At 45.6% G+C, this 17,968-nt stretch carries 14 protein-coding genes and 1 pseudogene; 9 read left to right on the top strand and 6 right to left on the bottom strand.

The annotated features are described in order from the left end of the window. The first annotated feature begins 6 nt into the window (after positions 1 to 6). From rpsI to ACWA5Z_RS11835, 3 genes and pseudogenes are all read left to right on the top strand, one after another. Positions 7 to 399 carry a 30S ribosomal protein S9 gene (rpsI, locus tag ACWA5Z_RS11825; protein WP_034612860.1) on the top strand — a complete coding sequence of 131 codons (393 nt, stop codon included), beginning with the start codon at positions 7 to 9 and terminating at the stop codon, positions 397 to 399. Positions 400 to 2,269: 1,870 nt separating this feature from the next. Next, positions 2,270 to 3,117 (top strand): annotated as a pseudogene (locus ACWA5Z_RS11830) (reverse transcriptase domain-containing protein); the annotation flags it as partial. Positions 3,118 to 3,270: 153 nt separating this feature from the next. Then, positions 3,271 to 3,882 carry a group II intron maturase-specific domain-containing protein gene (locus tag ACWA5Z_RS11835; RefSeq protein ID WP_431054348.1) on the top strand — a complete coding sequence of 204 codons (612 nt, stop codon included), beginning with the start codon at positions 3,271 to 3,273 and terminating at the stop codon, positions 3,880 to 3,882. A gap of 247 nt (positions 3,883 to 4,129) precedes the next feature. Here the strand turns inward: ACWA5Z_RS11835 and ACWA5Z_RS11840 are convergent, their stop codons facing one another. Beyond that, positions 4,130 to 5,041 (bottom strand): Dyp-type peroxidase, encoded by a 912-nt coding sequence (locus tag ACWA5Z_RS11840; protein WP_431052625.1) that lies wholly within the window; start codon positions 5,039 to 5,041, stop codon positions 4,130 to 4,132. 51 nt (positions 5,042 to 5,092) lie between these two features. Next, positions 5,093 to 6,178 carry a selenide, water dikinase SelD gene (selD, locus tag ACWA5Z_RS11845; RefSeq protein ID WP_431052627.1) on the bottom strand — a complete coding sequence of 362 codons (1,086 nt, stop codon included), beginning with the start codon at positions 6,176 to 6,178 and terminating at the stop codon, positions 5,093 to 5,095. A gap of 254 nt (positions 6,179 to 6,432) precedes the next feature. On the opposite strand from selD, the gene ACWA5Z_RS11850 reads away from it, so the two are divergent. From ACWA5Z_RS11850 to gntR, 6 genes are all read left to right on the top strand, one after another. Continuing rightward, positions 6,433 to 8,076 carry an ABC transporter substrate-binding protein gene (locus ACWA5Z_RS11850; RefSeq protein WP_431052629.1) on the top strand — a complete coding sequence of 548 codons (1,644 nt, stop codon included), beginning with the start codon at positions 6,433 to 6,435 and terminating at the stop codon, positions 8,074 to 8,076. A gap of 86 nt (positions 8,077 to 8,162) precedes the next feature. Further along, the gene (gene oppB / locus ACWA5Z_RS11855) at positions 8,163 to 9,083 is read left to right on the top strand and encodes an oligopeptide ABC transporter permease OppB (protein ID WP_431052631.1); all 921 of its coding nucleotides are present in this window, start codon (positions 8,163 to 8,165) and stop codon (positions 9,081 to 9,083) included. Positions 9,084 to 9,093: 10 nt separating this feature from the next. Beyond that, positions 9,094 to 10,014, top strand: coding sequence for an oligopeptide ABC transporter permease OppC (gene oppC, locus ACWA5Z_RS11860; protein ID WP_431052632.1), 921 nt, complete (start codon positions 9,094 to 9,096; stop codon positions 10,012 to 10,014). Between the two features lie 20 nt (positions 10,015 to 10,034). After that, a complete protein-coding gene (oppD, locus tag ACWA5Z_RS11865; RefSeq protein WP_431052634.1) occupies positions 10,035 to 11,009 on the top strand; it encodes an oligopeptide ABC transporter ATP-binding protein OppD in 975 nt (324 codons plus the stop codon). Positions 11,010 to 11,023: 14 nt separating this feature from the next. Then, a complete protein-coding gene (gene oppF, locus ACWA5Z_RS11870) occupies positions 11,024 to 12,013 on the top strand; it encodes a murein tripeptide/oligopeptide ABC transporter ATP binding protein OppF (RefSeq protein ID WP_431052636.1) in 990 nt (329 codons plus the stop codon). Between the two features lie 37 nt (positions 12,014 to 12,050). Then, complete coding sequence (gene gntR / locus ACWA5Z_RS11875) at positions 12,051 to 13,049, top strand: gluconate operon transcriptional repressor GntR (RefSeq protein ID WP_431052638.1); 999 nt, start codon at positions 12,051 to 12,053, stop codon at positions 13,047 to 13,049. 74 nt (positions 13,050 to 13,123) lie between these two features. Here the strand turns inward: gntR and metF are convergent, their stop codons facing one another. The 4 genes from metF to ompA (ACWA5Z_RS11895) form a co-directional block, all read right to left on the bottom strand. Continuing rightward, a complete protein-coding gene (gene metF, locus ACWA5Z_RS11880) occupies positions 13,124 to 14,005 on the bottom strand; it encodes a methylenetetrahydrofolate reductase (protein WP_431052640.1) in 882 nt (293 codons plus the stop codon). Between the two features lie 124 nt (positions 14,006 to 14,129). Further along, positions 14,130 to 15,137 (bottom strand): AI-2E family transporter, encoded by a 1,008-nt coding sequence (locus ACWA5Z_RS11885; protein WP_431054349.1) that lies wholly within the window; start codon positions 15,135 to 15,137, stop codon positions 14,130 to 14,132. A 194-nt stretch (positions 15,138 to 15,331) separates the two neighbouring features. Continuing rightward, a complete protein-coding gene (gene ompA, locus ACWA5Z_RS11890; protein ID WP_431052642.1) occupies positions 15,332 to 16,375 on the bottom strand; it encodes a porin OmpA in 1,044 nt (347 codons plus the stop codon). A 364-nt stretch (positions 16,376 to 16,739) separates the two neighbouring features. After that, complete coding sequence (gene ompA / locus ACWA5Z_RS11895; RefSeq protein ID WP_431052644.1) at positions 16,740 to 17,786, bottom strand: porin OmpA; 1,047 nt, start codon at positions 17,784 to 17,786, stop codon at positions 16,740 to 16,742. Positions 17,787 to 17,968: the final 182 nt, after the last annotated feature.

Raw genomic sequence — 17,968 nt, forward strand, 5'->3', positions numbered from 1 at the left:
AAGATTATGGCAGAGAATCAAAACTACGGCACAGGCCGCCGCAAAAGCTCTTCAGCCCGTGTATTCATCAAACCGGGTACAGGTAAAATCACTATCAACCAACGTGAAATCGACGTTTATTTCGGTCGCGAAACTTCACGCATGATCGTGCGTCAACCGTTGGAATTAGTTGAATTAACTGAGAAATTGGATCTATACATCACTGTTAAAGGTGGTGGTATTTCAGGTCAAGCCGGTGCGATCCGTCACGGTATCACCCGCGCTTTAATGGAATATGACGAAACTTTACGCCCTGCATTGCGTGCAGCCGGCTTCGTCACTCGTGACGCACGTCGTGTTGAACGTAAAAAAGTGGGTCTGCGCAAAGCACGTCGTCGTCCACAATTCTCCAAACGTTAAGTGCGACAATGTCGCACTTATGGTGTGCAAGTTATTGTTTTTACAAAGATATTTTATCGGAGTATAGCAATTCTTGCACGCAGTTGCAAACCTTTTATACGAGGTTTGCAACAACTTTTCAAGTACCCCTCGGGGGTACTTGGGAAGCCAGACAAAGAAACGAGGCGTTGCCTAAGATCTTTGTTCTAAGTTGGATTAGTAAATAGACCAATTTATGTGTAACTAAGGTATGATCTTCACTTTGATGTCGTCCTGAGTAGTCAAATACTCAAGGTTAAGTTAAGAAAGCAAGATCCAGTTAAGAGCTTACCCATAGCTCCTTGTCATAAATCCATATTTACCGCCTACTATAAATAAAGCCCAGAGGTTTACGAGCACGATGAAACTAAACCTACAATATAAATTGGTAGTTTATATTGGTAAGTGCATACTTCAAACATGACCGATTAAATCGGTTTGCTTTACACATTATAATCTCTTTTTCTCTGTTAAGGGGGATAGAGATGTCAATAGCATTACACTTTATTTTGATACAACATCAAGATAAGGTTATTATTGCTCAATTTTCAGTTATTTCATGTTTATAAATTGTATTTATCTCATCAAGAAGAGCGGCTTAGCTGTATCTAAATTTTGAGAAAATGAAATGCGTATGCTGAAAATAGGATATAAAACAGTAAAGTACGAAGTTCTCGGCAACATTGGGAACAGGAAGAAGTAAATAGTATGCAGACAAGACTTATTTATGCTGTTTAGGTGTGAAAACTTAGTAAGTGCATAAGCTGTTATTATCATTGTTACGCTCGGTATAACGAGAGTGTAACCTGCTATATGACTGGCAGTAGCCTAGGGGCAGTGCGGTTTTGGTAACGAAACGGTACGAAGCGTCCTGACAATGTAACCCCTCCTCGGAGGTTGCCGTTTATCGTGAGATAACGGGAAGAGAATGTTGAACAGTACAACATTCAAGGTGCTAGGCTGAATAGAAAGATAAACGTAAGTGAACAGTTGATAAACCTCGTAATGAAGAGAAAGCCTACGACTGTTATTGGCTTTGACCAAAAGGTATGCGGTTGGTTATTCCTCTTTAACGTGGGAATACGTCATCATCAAACCGTCGGGGGACAGACTGTATCTTCACTATTCGTGTGGTAATAACGGAAATTGGTAAGCCTGTATTTTCGCCCTGTCCACAATTCTCCAACCGTTTGAAAAGAGCGGCAGGGGAAATAAGGGATAAGGCAGGTAAAGCGTAAGCAATGCTGTTGAAAGTGCAGGTAAGGGAGGTTGGAGAAAGCGAATGCTTTGCTGTAATGGCAGGGATAGGGTATGAAATATGACCCACCCGAAAGGGGGCAGACTTCCAACTGGTCTTTCATCGCAAGATGACGGGCAAATTCCTTTAATGGTTATTGGAAAGTTTGGAGAATTAGCGGTGATTTACCAATAGGTCATTGATAATTGTCGGGAAAACAAACTGATAACAATGTAATAAATAAGGGTAAAACGCGCGTTGGCGCATTGGCTGCCTGAGAAACAGCCAATAATTGGGACGGGAAAACCCCTCTCACCAACGCGACGCTACTCTTTAACCCAACGGTTACAAGAGATGTAAGACTGTCGGTAAAACGATAGTTCCTCTTGTAACTAATCCAAATAATCGTATTGTTATTTGGGCAAGGTTAATTACATTAGGAATTTATCCACTTACCGATGTTTCTTACTGCTTCTTGTACTATCAGGAGCAAGTATGAAAGAGCGAACTCATTCTACTAAGAAAGTATTATGCAGTCCAGCGCCAACGGCTCCGAACATAGCGCAACACTGGCACTCAATTGATTGGGGAAAGGTGCAACGCTATGTTAAAGGAATGCAAGTGCGGATTGCGAAGGCAACACGGGAAAGCGATTGGCGTAGGGTTAAAAACCTACAACGAATGCTGACCCACTCGTTTTATGCGAAAGCATTAGCCGTTAGACGAGTGACTGAAAATAAAGGCAAACGGACTGCCGGTGTGGATAAAACCATTTGGGATTCTCCATCACTCAAATGGAAAGCAATCGACACCTTGTCGGCAAAAGGGTATAAACCTAGCCCATTGCGGCGAGTTTATATTCCCAAACCCAATGGTAAGCAACGACCATTAGGGATTCCGACAATGAGGGATAGGGCTATGCAGGCATTGTATTTACTGGCACTGCAACCTGTTGCTGAAACATTGGCAGATAAAGGCTCATATGGGTTTAGGCTAAACCGTTCTACGGCTGACGCGATAACCCATATACATCAAATATTCACCAAGAAAGGGCGAAAAACCAATCGTCCTGCCGAATGGATATTAGACGCCGATATACAAGGATGTTTCGACCACATCAATCATGATTGGCTGTTAAAACATATTCCGATGAATAAACGGATATTGCATAAATGGCTGAAATCGGGTGTGGTTGAATTCGGGCAGTTAAAACGGACAGAGGAAGGTACGCCACAAGGTGGTATAATTTCCCGACTCTGGCAAATATGGCACTGGACGGGCTCGAAAACGAACTGGCGAAGCACTTCGGTGCGAAAGGCAGTAAACAAATTCGAGAACATAAAACCTACATGGTGCGATATGCCGATGATTTTATTATTTCGGGCAATTCAAAAGAACTACTGGAAAATAAAGTCTTACCTGTGGTGAAAAACTTTATGGCAGAACGAGGGTTATCTCTGTCAGAAAGTAAAACCAAGGTGGTGCATATCGAACAAGGATTTGATTTTTTAGGTTGGACGGTTCGACGTTTGAATCAACGAATCTTGATTAAACCGAGCAAGAAGAATGTGCAAACATTTTATCGCAAGGCAAAAACCATGATTTCTAAGATGAAAATGGCGAAACAAGAAGAGCTGATTTTTGTGTTAAATCCGATGTTACGAGGGTGGGCTAACTATCACCGTCATCAAGTTTCCAGCATTGCCTTTGCCCGAATGGACGCATTGATTTGGCGAGCCTTATGGAAATGGTGTAAACGCCGACATCACAATAAAGGGATAAGGTGGATAAAAGAGAAATACTTTTGTTCAACCGCCACTAGAAATTGGATATTTGGCACAACCTATACTGATCCAAAAGGTGAATTGAAACCGATAGAGTTATTCTATTGCGGATACGTCAAAATTGAACGGCACATTAAAGTGAAACAGGATTATAATCCGTTTTTACCGGAGTGGGAGTTATATGGAGAAGAGTTACATCGTCAGCGGTTGTATAATAAACAATCGCACCGACGACAGTGGCAAGCCCTGTATAACGATCAGAAAGGAAAATGTGCATTATGCGAACAGGCAATAACGGAAGAAACAGGTTGGCACGACCATCATATTGAGTATCGAATGTATGGCGGTAGTGACGCTTTGAGTAATCGTTGTTTGCTACACCCGATATGTCATAGAAAAGTCCACGCCTTGAATTTAAAGGTAGTGAAACCGACTATCACATAGTTAATAGAAAGGCTTGAGCTGTATGCAGAGAAATTTGCCCGTACAGTTCTTAGGGGGCTGAAACGCAGTAATGCATTTTGGCTACCCGACTTTGGAAATTTACCGACAGTATTTATACTGCAAAGATACAAGCCGATCGGGAAAGCAATCGGCTTTTTTGTTATAGCTAAACAGCTCGCTATAACAAAAAGTGCGGTCTGATTCGTTTTTAATCTGACCGCACTTTGCCTACGCTGAAGATGTTACGTTATGCCAGGGCTTTTAACTGTTTAAGCGACGGAGCATAATAGTAACTGCCGCTGACCGCTTTGGTGAAGCCAAGCAAACGGTCGGTTTTTCCATCGGTTTCACCGAACATACTCAACAATTGTTGTTCGATATTGTGCAAGCGTGCGCAGTAGCAGATAAAATACAAACCGTGGGCGCCACTGACTTTACCGTATGGCAGGCTTTGGCGTACCATTTTCAGCCCGGCACCGTTTTCTTTCAGATCCACTCTGCCGACGTGCGATGTATCAGGTACATCATCCAATTCCACGCTATCGGCTTTGGTTCTGCCGATCACACTTTCTTGTTTTTCGGTATTCAGTTTTTGCCATTTATCCAGTTGATGTTCATAACGTTGGGTGAACACATAGCTGCCGCCTTGATCGTTACCCTTGGCGATCAACGCAATTGCTGAGCGCTCCTCTGTGCCTTGCGGATTTTCCGTACCATCAATAAAGCCGGTTAAATCACGTTCTTCAATCCAGCGGAAACCTTGAGTTTCTTCTTCCACCTTAATCGCTGCGGCAAACAACCGCATTGCCATTTGCCCGGCGGAAAAGCAGACATCCTGGCGCAACGCCTGAATATGGATCAGCAAATCACGCTGTGTTGCCGGGGCAGTTAAGTTGCCTTTGCCTAAGGTGGTGAAAGGTTTCAATTCAACCGCACTTTGCTCTTTTTTCAGTTGCTGCCAAACCGAATCGCCGAAAGCCAGCGTCGCACCTAATCCCGCCTCAGGATAAGCCTGCTGCAATTTTTCCAATTCGGTTAAAAAGGGAATCACCGCTTGTTTTAATGCCGATAAATCAATAATCGTCGCTTCTAAAAAAAGCCCCGCTCGGCAATGTTCTAATAAAATCCCGCTCTGCGCTGACGCCGATAATACCATCATTATTCTGTCCTCTTTTATTCGTCTTTATTTTTAGTTAGATAACTTGCGCGATTAACGCACCTCAATCAATACCTGGCTATCGGCATGCCGTGCCAGTAAGCGCCCGATCCGAAACAGTTCAACGCCGTTTTCCGCCGCCAACGTTCTCACCTGCTCTACCGCCTGTGGACGCACGGCAATCAGCAAGCCGCCTGATGTTTGCGGATCGCATAAAACCGCTTGCTGCGCCTCGCTCATTGGCGAAATCAAATGCCCGTAGCTGTCAAAGTTACGTTTATTGCCGCCCGGGATACAGCCTTTTTCAACATAATATTCCACGCCGTCGAGTAACCGCACTTGGTTGAAATCTACTTCTGCCGCGACATTTGAACCTTGGCAGATTTCTGATAAGTGTCCCAGCAAGCCAAAACCGGTGACATCAGTCATGGCGGTAATATCTTCAATCTCGGCAAATTTTGTGCCGATACTGTTTAATTGGCACATCACGTTTGAAGCGAGATTCTGATGTTCCGCTTTCAATTTGCCTTTTTTCTCAGCGGTGGTCAGAATGCCGATACCCAACGGCTTGGTCAGATAAAGTTCACAGCCGGCTTCAGCAGCATTGTTCTTCTTCAATTTCTCGGTATTAATCACACCGGTTACCGCCAAGCCGAAAATCGGTTCAGGCGCGTCAATCGAGTGTCCGCCGGCGAGGGATATTCCTGCCGTCTGACATGCCGCACGCCCGCCGTCCACAATACGCTGCGCCACTTCCGGTGGTAATTTGCTGATCGGGAAGCCCAAAATCGCAATCGCCATAATCGGCTTGCCGCCCATGGCATAAATATCGCTGATTGCATTGGTGGCGGCGATTTTACCGAAAGTGAACGGATCATCAACAATCGGCATAAAAAAATCGGTGGTGCTGATAATGCCGATATTGTTACCAAGATCGTACACCGCCGCGTCATCCCGGCTCTCATTGCCAACCAGCAACTGCGGATCCATAAATTTTTCCATTTCGGTGTGTAAAATTTGATCCAACACTTTCGGAGAGATCTTACAACCACAACCGGCGCCGTGGCTGTATTGCGTTAAACGGATGACATCACTGACCACATGATTGAATTCACTTTCGACAATATTTTGCTCACTCATTTATAATCCTCTTTGTTATTTTGCTTCGACAGGCTAACTAAGCGTATTGTACCCTTTTTTCATTATTTTTTTAGCGAAATGAACAATCTTGCTGAATTTATCATCAATTATTGGTGTTTAACATTTATTTAACGTGATGATTATCAGAATTTTGATCTTTATCCATTTATAAAGTTGTTTTTTATGAAAGAATGCGGTATAGCTATTCACTGAAAAAACACTTCAAAACACAACATTGACAAGGAGTAACTATAATGACTTTCAAACTCTCTCGCTTAAACAGTGCCGTGTTAACGGCTTTAACTTTTGGTCTTGCCACTTCTGCGTTTGCCGCCAATGTGCCTGCCGGAACCGAACTCGCGGCAAAACAAGAGTTGGTTTATAACGTTTCCGCCAACCCGGCAAGCCTTGATCCGGCAAAAATCGAAGGCGATGTCGAAGGGCAATTCACCCGCCAATTGTTTGAAGGCTTGGTCACCTCCGATGAAAAAGGGCATATTTTGCCCGGTGTCGCGAAATCTTGGGATCATTCCGAAGACTTCAAAACCTGGACTTTCCACCTGCGCGACAACGCCAAATGGTCGAACGGCGATCCGGTGACGGCGGAAGATTTTGTGTATGCGTGGCAGCGTTTGGCTGATCCGAAAACCGCCGCCCCTTACGGCACCTATTTGAAATATCTCACCCTGCAAAATGCGGCTGAAATCGTGGAAGGCACAAAACCACCGAGCGAATTGGGCGTGAAAGCGTTAGACGCGCACACCTTGCAATTAACCTTGAATTCGTCGATTCCGTATGTCGATAAACTGGTTGAACACTATGTGTTATATCCGGTGCACAAAGCCACCGTGGAAAAATTCGGCGACCAATGGACGAAAAAAGAAAATATGGTGAACAACGGTGCGTTCAAATTAGACAGCCTGATTGTGAATGAAAAAGCCGAATTGTCGCCGAATCCGCAATATTGGGACAACGCCAACACCGTCTTAACCAAAGTCACCTTGCTGCCGATTGAATCCTCCACCACCGACATGAACCGCTATCGCGCCGGCGAAATCGACATCACCGGTAAAGACGTGCCGCCGGACATGTTCCCGAAATTAAAAGCGGATTTCCCGAACGAAATATACACCAGCCCGATTTTGTGTACTTATGTATATGAAATCAATACCGCCAAAGCGCCGTTTAACGATCCGCGCGTGCGCCAAGCATTGAGCCTGTCGATTGACCGCAACATTATTACCGATAAAGTGTTGGGACAAGGGCAAGTGCCTGCCTATCACTTCACGCCGCCATATATCAACGGCGGTGAAAAATTGACCAACCCCGAATGGGCAAGTTGGGATCAGAAAAAACGCAACGAAGAAGCGATTAAATTGTTAGCCGAAGCCGGTTTCAACAAGCAAAATCCGCTGAATTTCACCATTTTGTATAATACTTCTGAAAACCACAAGAAAATTGCGATTGCGGCAAGTTCCATCTGGAAACAAAATTTGGGCGGCGCAGTCAATGCCAAAATGGAAAACCAAGAGTGGAAAACCTATTTGGATTCCCGTCACCAAGGCAACTATGACGTAGCGCGTGCCGGTTGGTGTTCAGACTACAATGAAGCCACTTCATTCCTGAACTACTACTTGTCCGACAGCAGCAACAACACCGCATTCTATAAGAGCGCCGAATATGATGCGGCGGTGAAACATGCGTTGCTGGCAGACAGCGATGAGCAACGCCAAACCGATTACGCCAATGCGGAAACCTTCTTCAGCCGCGACGTACCGTCGGTGCCGTTCTATCACTATGTGCAACCGCGCTTGGTGAAACCGTATGTGAAAGGCTATGCCGTTGCGCACCCGGGGCAAAACTACTATCTGAAAGATGTGTATTTGATTAAGCAGTAATTCAAGCTTTGAATTCACTTCTCATCTCAAAGTGCGGTACACTACCGCACTTTGTTGATTTCTCATTTACTTTTTAGATACTCATTATGCTGATACTCATTTTACGCCGTTTTTTACAGGCAATCCCGACACTGTTTGTGTTGATCACCATCTCGTTTTTCATGATGCGGCTCGCTCCCGGCAGCCCGTTTTCCAGCGAAAAAAACTATCCGCCGGAAGTGATGGCAAATATTGAAGCCAAATACAATTTGGACAAGCCGATTCATACCCAATATTTATTGTATTTGAAAAACCTTGCGCAAGGCGATTTCGGGCCTTCATTCAAATATAAAGACTTCACCGTCAATCAACTGGTGGCGCAGGCGATTCCCGTATCGTTAAAGCTGGGCTTTTCCGCCTTTTTGATCGCGCTGTTTTTCGGCGTGCTTGCCGGCACGGTGGCGGCGATTAAGCAGAATAAGTGGATCGACTATTTTATTATGACCTTTGCCATGACCGGCGTGGTGATCCCCAGCTTCGTGGTTGCGCCGCTATTGGTGTTGATTTTCGCCATCACCCTGAAATGGCTGCCGGCAGGCGGCTGGAACGGCGGCACATTGATCAACATGCTGCTGCCGATGACCGCACTTTCGCTCTCTTACATTGCCAGCATTGCGCGGATCACGCGCGGTTCGATGATTGAGGTGCTGCACTCCAATTTTATCCGCACCGCCAAAGCCAAAGGCTTGCCAATGCGACGGATTATTTTGCGCCACGCCTTGCGCCCTGCGCTGCTGCCGGTGGTGTCGTATATGGGGCCTGCCTTTGTCGGTATTATCACCGGTTCAATGGTGATCGAAAGTATCTTCGGCTTGCCCGGTTTGGGGCAGCTGTTTGTGAACGGGGCATTGAACCGTGATTATTCGTTGGTGTTGAGCCTGACTATTTTGGTCGGCGCACTCACCATCACCTTTAATGCGATTGTGGATATTTTGTATGCCGTAATCGATCCTAAAATTCGTTATTAAAGGATGTATTATGTTGATTAAACAAGAAAATACCGAATTTATTGAAAATTTGGCACAACAACTGAGCCAACAAGACGAAGTGGAAGGACGCAGCCTGTGGCAAGACGCCAAACGCCGCTTTTTCCATAACCGGGCGGCGTTGGTCAGCCTGTTGGTGCTGTTTATGATTACTCTGTTTGTGGTGTTCGCACCGCTCTTAATGCCGTTTGCTTTCGACGAAACCGATTGGAACATGATGTCGGCGGCACCGGATTTGGAAAGCGGACACTATTTCGGCACCGATTCCTCCGGGCGTGATATGTTGGTGCGCGTGGCGATGGGCGGGCGGATTTCGCTATTGGTCGGTATCGCCGGGGCGCTGATTGCGGTGTTGGTCGGCACGCTGTACGGCGCGACTTCCGGCTATGTCGGCGGCAAAACCGACGCGGTGATGATGCGGATTTTGGAAATCCTGAACTCGTTTCCGTTTATGTTCTTCGTGATCTTATTGGTGACCTTCTTCGGGCAAAATATCCTGCTGATCTTCGTCGCGATCGGCATGGTGTCGTGGTTAGACATGGCGCGGATCGTACGCGGGCAAACTCTAAGTTTGAAACGTAAAGAGTTTGTCGAAGCCGCCATTGTCTGCGGCGTGCCGACCCGACAGATCATCTGGCGGCATATCGTGCCGAACGTGTTGGGCGTGGTGGTGGTTTATGCCTCGCTGCTTGTGCCGGGCATGATTTTATTTGAATCTTTCCTCAGCTTCTTAGGATTGGGCACGCAAGAACCGCTGAGCAGTTGGGGCGGTTTGTTGAACGACGGCGCACGGGCGATGGAATATCTGCCGTGGCTGCTGATTTTCCCAGCACTGTTTTTAGTGATAACCCTATTCTGCTTTAACTTTATCGGCGACGGCTTGCGCGACGCGCTCGACCCGAAAGATCGCTAATAGAGATGTGAGGAAATACAATGACAAATCCGAATTTACTACTCGATGTAAACGATCTGCGGGTGATTTTCAAAACCCACGACGGCGATGTCACCGCCGTCAATAATCTGACCTTCGCACTCAATGCCGGGCAAACGCTGGGCATTGTCGGCGAATCCGGCTCGGGCAAATCGCAAACCGCATTTGCCTTGATGGGCTTGCTTGCCGACAACGGACGGATCGAAGGCTCGGCAAAATTCAACGGCAAAGAGATTTTAAACCTGCCGAAGAAAGAGCTGAATCACTTGCGTGCCGAACAGATCGCGATGATTTTCCAAGATCCGATGACCTCGCTCAATCCGTATATGAAAGTCAAAGATCAGTTAATGGAAGTCCTGATGTTGCACAAAGGCTTGGATCGCAAAAGTGCTTATAACGAATCCTTGGCTATGCTTGACGCAGTGAAAATGCCGGAAGCGAAAAAGCGCATGGAGATGTATCCGCATGAATTTTCCGGCGGTATGCGCCAACGGGTGATGATTGCCATGGCGTTGCTGTGCCGTCCGAAATTGCTGATCGCCGACGAACCGACAACCGCACTTGACGTGACCGTACAGGCGCAAATCATGAGTTTGCTGAATGAGCTGAAAAGCGAATTCAACACCGCAATTATCATGATCACCCACGATTTGGGCGTGGTTGCCGGGATTTGCGATCATGTGCTGGTGATGTACGCCGGGCGCACCATGGAATACGGCACGGCGGAACAGATTTTTTATCATCCGACCCACCCCTACTCTATCGGCTTGATCAATGCCGTACCGAAACTGAACGAAGAATCGCACGAGCTGATCACCATTCCGGGCAATCCGCCGAATTTGCTGAATTTACCGAACGGCTGCCCATTCCAACCGCGTTGCTTAAAAGCCACGGCGCAATGTCTGCAAGCGCCGCAGTTGCAACGTTTCGATCATAATCGCCTGCGGGCTTGTTTTATTCCGGTTACGGAAATGTAGCTTGAGAACACAGTATGCAAAACGAAAATAAACCGTTATTACTCGATGTGAACAATCTCAGCGTTCACTTTAAAATTAAGCAAGACAAAAAAAGCTTTTTCGCCAAACCGCAAACCTTAAAAGCGGTCAATGGCGTCTCCTTCAAACTCTATCAGGGCGAAACCTTGGGCGTGGTCGGCGAATCCGGCTGCGGCAAATCGACCTTGGCGCGCGCGATTATCGGCTTGGTGAAATCCGCCGGCGGCGCAATGGCATGGTTAGGCAAAGATCTGAGCAAGCAAAACGCCAAAGAGTGGAAAGCGTTGCGCAACGATATTCAGATGATTTTCCAAGATCCGCTCGCCTCGCTTGATCCGCGCATGACGATCGGCGACATTATCGCCGAGCCGTTGAAAGTCTACCAACCGCACTTGAGCCGGCAAGAGGTGAAAAGCAAAGTGCAGGCGATGATGCAAAAAGTCGGCTTGCTGCCGAATTTAATCAACCGCTATCCGCACGAATTTTCCGGCGGACAATGCCAACGGATCGGCATTGCGCGCGCCCTGATTATCGAGCCGAAACTGATTATCTGTGATGAGCCGGTGTCGGCATTGGACGTATCCATTCAGGCGCAAGTGGTCAATCTGCTGAAGTCGTTACAAAAAGAGATGGGCTTATCGCTGATTTTTATTGCGCACGATCTGTCGGTGGTGAAGCACATTTCCGACCGCGTGTTGGTGATGTATCTCGGCAATGCGGTGGAGCTGGGCGACTACCGCGCAGTATATCAAGACACCAAGCACCCGTACACCAAAGCCTTGATGTCCGCCGTGCCGATTGCCGATCCGAAACTGGAACGCAATAAGAAAATTCAGCTGTTGGAAGGTGACCTGCCATCACCGATCAACCCGCCGTCCGGCTGCGTGTTCCGCACCCGCTGCCCGCTTGCCGACAGCCATTGTGCGTTGGAAAAGCCGAATTTAATCGGGGATATTTCACATTTAGTCGCCTGCTTTAAAGTATAATTATTTCTTTACTACCGGATCAAAGTGCGGTCAACCCATGCAAAAGAAACGCCCTGTGCTGCAAGACATTGCCAATCATCTCGGCATTACCAAAATGACGGTCAGCCGTTATTTGCGCAATCCGCAAACAGTTGCGCCGGCGACGCGCGAGAAAATTGCGGCGGCAATTGAACAGTTTGGCTATATTCCCAACGTTGCCTCGCGCATTATGTCCAGCGCCAAAAGTTATGCCATCGGCGTGCTGGTTCCCTCGCTCACCAATCAGGTGTTTGCCGATGTGATCAAAGGAATTGAATCGGTGACCGAATTGTCGGGCTACCAAACCATGTTGGCGCACTTCGGTTATTCGCCGGAAATCGAAGAACAGCGGATTAAATCGCTGCTTTCGTACAATGTCGATGCCTTGATTTTGTCCGAAAACGTGCATAGCAAGCAGTCGCTAAAAATGTTGCAGGTTGCCAATATTCCGGTGATTGAGATGATGGATTTACAGCACAGCAAGCCGGTGGCGCAAGCAGTCGGTTTTGATAATCGTGCGGCGGCACGGCAAATGACGGAAGCGATGATTGCGCGCGGGCGTAAAAACATTGTCTATTTTGCCGCGCGCATGGACAACCGCACTTTTCAAAAAATCGAAGGCTATGAAGCGGCGATGAAAGCGCACGGTTTACAGCCGTATAAATTGATCACCGAACAACCGTCATCATTCAGCCTCGGCGCGCAACAACTACGCCAAATTTTGGCACAACGCCCCGACAGCGACGGCATTTTTTGCACCAATGACGATTTGGCAATCGGTGCGGTGTTTGAATGCCAGCGCCAAGGCATTGCCATTCCGCAGCAAATCGCCATTGCCGGCTTTCACGGGCATAATGTCGGGCAATCAATGACCCCGCAACTGGCAACGGTGATCACACCTCGTTTTGAAATCGGTAAAATCGCCGCGCAAGAAGTGATCGACCGTTTAAATTCTATTCCGCCGGCAAGAGAAATTATTGATACCGGATTTAAAATCCATTTTGGCGAAAGTTTGTAACACTTGGAACCTTATTGTTCAAACAGCTATTGCGCTCCGTATGTACCAATCATTATTTTCATCGTTAGCCAGCTTTATGCCGGTCGCACCCCTAACGTGTGGCAAATCGCATAAGTCAACTCAGAACGATTTAGGGTATAAAAATGGAAATCTTTCACCCCTTCTTTCGATAAGATTTTCACCATATCCATCGCAATGCTGGCAGCAACCAGATTACGGCTAGTCTGATCGTTTTCCAACCCTTCATACATTTTGGTCATCCAACTGGGAATTTTCACGTTGGTGATGGTCGCCATTTTTTGCAGTTGTTTGAAATTGGACACCGGCAAAATCCCCGGCACGATTTCCACATCAATGCCAATCGTAGCGCAACGGTCACGAAAGCGCAGATAGCTGTCGATATCAAAGAAAAATTGGGTAATCGCCCGGCTCGCTCCGGCATCAATTTTACGCTTAAGATGTAGCAGATCCGCTTGCGCCGATTTTGCTTCCGGATGAACTTCCGGATAAGCGGCAACAGAAATATCAAAGTCCGCAACGCCGCGCAACAACTCGACCAAATCAGAAGCGTAAAACGGTTTCTTGGCATACCCTTTGGGTTCATCACCGCGCAGTGCCACAATATGGCGAATACCGCTATCCCAATAATCTTGGGCAATCACTTTTAATTCGTCCGCCGTCGCATCAATCCCCGTCAAGTGCGGTGCCGCTTCTAAACCGGTTTGTTGCTTAATCGCCTTTACGATACTATGGGTGCGTTCACGCTCCCCTGAGTTAGCACCGTAAGTAACCGATACAAATTTTGGTTTTAACACTTTCAACCGATCGATCGATTCCCACAGCAGCGTTTCTATTTTTTCATTTTTCGGTGGGAAAAATTCAAACGAAACATTCAACTTCCCGTTCAAATCCGCCACACTTTGATTCAGGGCATCAATCTCTCTTGCGTAACTCATACTGACCTCGTCTTAATTTGGATGTTTAGACGTCTAAATTAATCAGTATTGCCGTTATAGTCAAACTTGTTATTTTCACATTTATCATGAATAAAATTCATAATAAGAAAGATGAATGATTTTGCTATTCCTCACCGTTACCCAATAAATACGCCAGTTTTTCAGTAACCGGGCTGGCCTCTAAAGCAATTTTACTCGCCATCGTTAGGGGAACCGAAAGAAACATTCCCACCGTTCCCAACAGCCAGCCCCAAAAAATTAATGAGATAAAGACAACCAAGGTCGATAACCCGAGATGTTTCCCCATAATCCTCGGTTCGATAAGGTTACCGAATATGGTGTTCACCGCAAAATAAGCAATAATTACCGCAATGCCTTCGCCAATGCCGTTTAAGAGAAATGCTTGGATAATGACGGGAATCGCGGCAATAATCGAACCGATGTTAGGAATATAATTCATTAAAAATGCAACGCTTGCCCACAACACTGCATACTGGATATCCAATAATTTCAATACAATAAAAATAGATACCCCGGTTAAAATACTGATAAGTGTTTTAATCGACAAATAACGGATAACGCTGTCAATTACCCGGTAAATCTCGCTTTTCAGTTGGATTTGTTCACCCTTGGCTTGGGTGTTCGCCAAATACGTCAATTTACGTTTTGCCAGCGGAATCTCCAACAACATAAACACCACAATCAAAAACAGAACGAAAATATTACTCAACATACCGGATAATTGACCGAGAATATTGCTCATAAAATTCATTAAGGTATTCGGATTCAGATTTTCAACGATACGTTGTTTTGGCAAAAACAGCGGAATATTATATTTCTCGCCAAGTGCGGTTAGCCAACCGATTTTCTCCGTCAATAACTCTTTATATTGCGGCATTGACGCCGTAAACTCATTGACGGAAGCGCCGACCAACGTACCGAACACACTAAAAATCATAAAAATAAAACAAAGTAATAATGTAATTGCCAGCCATTGCGGCACTTTGTAGTGCATCATTTTGCCTACCAATGGCGAACAAATAATACTGATAAAAAGTGCCAACAATAAAGGGGCAATAATATCCGCCGCCGCTTTGACACCTGCCAAAATAATAATAACGGCTGCACTCATGACGACCAATGCAAACAAAGGGTTTTGATTATCTTCCGGCTGTAATAAATTTTTGTTGGGTTTCATTATTCTGTCCTCAATCTCCGATTCTTCGTCATTGTAACTGATTTTGCGTGCTGGCTATTATTTTTCTACAATCAGAAATGAAAAAACCCGGACTAAGCCGGGTTTTGAACTGTTTATCCGAATGCTAATTACATAGAAACAGATTTAGCACCTTGTACCGCAACTTCTACGCGACGATCCGGAGCCAAACAAGCGATCAACGCTTTACGGCCGCTGACTGCGTCACAGTTAGAACCGGTCACAGGATTTGCTTTACCGTAACCGACGGCGGTTACGTTCGCTTGATCAACGCCTTTAGAAACCAAGTAGTTCGCTACAGTTTCAGCACGTTTTTCAGACAATTTTTGGTTGTAAGCGTCAGAACCGATACGGTCTGTGTAACCCGCTACATTGTAGTTAGGGTTCGCTAAACCTGATTGCGCAACATCCGCAGTCATACCATCTAATGCTTGCTCTGCACCGGATTTCAGGTTTGATTTGTTGAAATCAAATAATACATCCGAGCTGAATGCGAATTTTTTAGTGATGATTTCAGGAGCAGCGGCAACGCCTTGACCGAAACGGTAGCTTAAACCCGCAGTGACAGAACCGATATCCGGACGGTAGTCTGCACGTGAACCATCATCATTTTTCAATTTACCTACGTTGTTTAACCATTGATATTCAACACGCAACGCTAAAGAAGGCAGGATTGCATATTCCAGACCACCGGCAAATACCGCGGAAGTTTTTAAGCTATGCTCACGACCTAAATCAGCAGCAGCTCCGTAAGTTTTATAATCAGAACGCACTAATGCCGCACCAACACGGGCATAGACATCTAAATCAGCCAATACCGGATAGCTTGCTTTTAAGCTTAAATGAGCACCGTGATTGGTATGTTTCAGAGCAAGCTCGTTATTTTCTTTAAATTTAGCACGACCAAAATCATCGTAGCCTAATTCGACCGCGAAGTTGTCAGTGATTTGATAACCACCAAACACACCGTAAGTAACAGAGTTGCGATTGAAACCGCGATTAGCAGCTTCTTTATTCCATTGGCTCAAACCGTCATGGAAAGAAGCCCAACCCGCTTTAGCGCCGGCATAGAACGTGTTCGCTTGTGGTGCTGCTTGTGCTACAGATGCTAATGCCAAACCAGAGATGACTAATGCAATTGCAGTTTTTTTCATTTTGATGATCCTCTATTTTCATCTTATTAATATAGATAGCCTAGCATAAAATGGAAGGCTGCCATCACTTCAATTCGAGTGTACTTCATGGTCCAATCTATATTGAGATTTTTTGATTTGTACCGACATTGGTCAAATCATCCTATACTCATTATGATAAATAATTGACCGATTAGGTCATTTGAGTATTGTTAAATTATCCTAGCGCTTACACAAAAAATCAAGTATTGATGTCAAAATATGCTTATTTTTTGTGCGCACACTATACTTGTTTACATATTTTCAATTACAAACGGATGATTTTTATACAAAAAAGCCCGGCATAGCCGAGCTTGATATGGATAATGTAATCAATTTAAATGAATTACATTTCGACAGATTTAGCACCTTGTACCGCAACTTCTACGCGACGATCCGGAGCCAAACAAGCGATCAACGCTTTACGGCCGCTGACTGCATCACAATTAGAACCGGTCACAGGATTTGCTTTACCGTAACCGACAGCGGTTACGTTCGCTTGATCAACGCCTTTAGAAACCAAGTAGTTCGCTACAGTTTCAGCACGTTTTTCAGACAATTTTTGGTTGTAAGCGTCAGAACCGATACGGTCTGTATAACCCGCTACATTGTAGTTAGGGCTTGCTAAACCTGATTGCGCAACATCCGCAGTCATATCATCTAATGCTTGCTCTGCACCGGATTTCAGGTTTGATTTGTTGAAATCAAATAACACATCTGAGCTGAATGCGAATTTTTTGATGATGATTTCAGGCGCTGCGGCAACGCCTTGACCGAAACGGTAGCTTAAACCCGCAGTGACAGAACCGATATCCGGACGGTAGTCATTGCTTAAAGAGTTAGATTTTTTACCCACATTGTTCAGCCATTGGTATTCTACGCGCAATGCCAAAGATGGGATAATCGCGTACTCTAAACCACCGGCGAATACTGCTGAAGTACGTAAATCATGACCACGACGACCTGGGAAAGTGATAGTATCACCGTAAGTTTTGTAGTCAGAACGCACTAATGCTGTACCTACACGTGCATACACATCCAAGTCAGCCAATACCGGGTAGCTCGCTTTTAATGTTAAGTGTGTACCATGTGCAGTGTGCTTAGCAGTCGTGTCACCTTTGTATTTCAATTTAGCACGACCAAAATCGTCATAACCCAGTTCAACCGCCAGGTAATCATTGATTTGGTAACCACCGAACACACCGTAAGTAACGAAGTTACGTTGATATCCAGTATTGCGGCCATCCAATTTTTCGAATTGAGTCAAACCATCATGGAAAGAAGCCCAACCCGCTTTAGCACCGGTATAAAACGTGTTCGCTTGCGGTGCCGCTTGCGCTACGGAAGCGACTGCGAAACCCGCGATAGCTAATGCAATTGCAGTTTTTTTCATTTTAAATTCCTCTTCATTTAGTTGAGTTTTGACCGATTGATATATTAGTTAAAGTAATCGGCAAATCCGAACAGTCAAATCATATCTTGACTGTTGCCATACTCAAATAGTCTCTGAGTATGTGTCTATTATTATAGCCAATTGCGTTAAAATCAACCAAATTAGCATAATAAAAGCCATTT

Source organism: Testudinibacter sp. P80/BLE/0925, assembly GCF_053570785.1.

Bases quoted from the DNA above. Each gene is read 5' to 3' on its own strand.
- ompA (WP_431052644.1), bottom strand. From the start codon at position 17,786: ATGAAAAAAACTGCAATTGCATTAGCTATCGCGGGTTTCGCAGTCGCT.
- oppF (WP_431052636.1), top strand. From the start codon at position 11,024: ATGCAAAACGAAAATAAACCGTTATTACTCGATGTGAACAATCTCAGC.
- rpsI (WP_034612860.1), top strand. From the start codon at position 7: ATGGCAGAGAATCAAAACTACGGCACAGGCCGCCGCAAAAGCTCTTCA.
- ACWA5Z_RS11840 (WP_431052625.1), bottom strand. From the start codon at position 5,041: ATGATGGTATTATCGGCGTCAGCGCAGAGCGGGATTTTATTAGAACAT.
- metF (WP_431052640.1), bottom strand. From the start codon at position 14,005: ATGAGTTACGCAAGAGAGATTGATGCCCTGAATCAAAGTGTGGCGGAT.
- ACWA5Z_RS11835 (WP_431054348.1), top strand. From the start codon at position 3,271: ATGGCGAAACAAGAAGAGCTGATTTTTGTGTTAAATCCGATGTTACGA.
- oppB (WP_431052631.1), top strand. From the start codon at position 8,163: ATGCTGATACTCATTTTACGCCGTTTTTTACAGGCAATCCCGACACTG.
- ACWA5Z_RS11885 (WP_431054349.1), bottom strand. From the start codon at position 15,137: ATGAGTGCAGCCGTTATTATTATTTTGGCAGGTGTCAAAGCGGCGGCG.
- gntR (WP_431052638.1), top strand. From the start codon at position 12,051: ATGCAAAAGAAACGCCCTGTGCTGCAAGACATTGCCAATCATCTCGGC.
- selD (WP_431052627.1), bottom strand. From the start codon at position 6,178: ATGAGTGAGCAAAATATTGTCGAAAGTGAATTCAATCATGTGGTCAGT.
- oppD (WP_431052634.1), top strand. From the start codon at position 10,035: ATGACAAATCCGAATTTACTACTCGATGTAAACGATCTGCGGGTGATT.
- oppC (WP_431052632.1), top strand. From the start codon at position 9,094: ATGTTGATTAAACAAGAAAATACCGAATTTATTGAAAATTTGGCACAA.
- ACWA5Z_RS11850 (WP_431052629.1), top strand. From the start codon at position 6,433: ATGACTTTCAAACTCTCTCGCTTAAACAGTGCCGTGTTAACGGCTTTA.
- ompA (WP_431052642.1), bottom strand. From the start codon at position 16,375: ATGAAAAAAACTGCAATTGCATTAGTCATCTCTGGTTTGGCATTAGCA.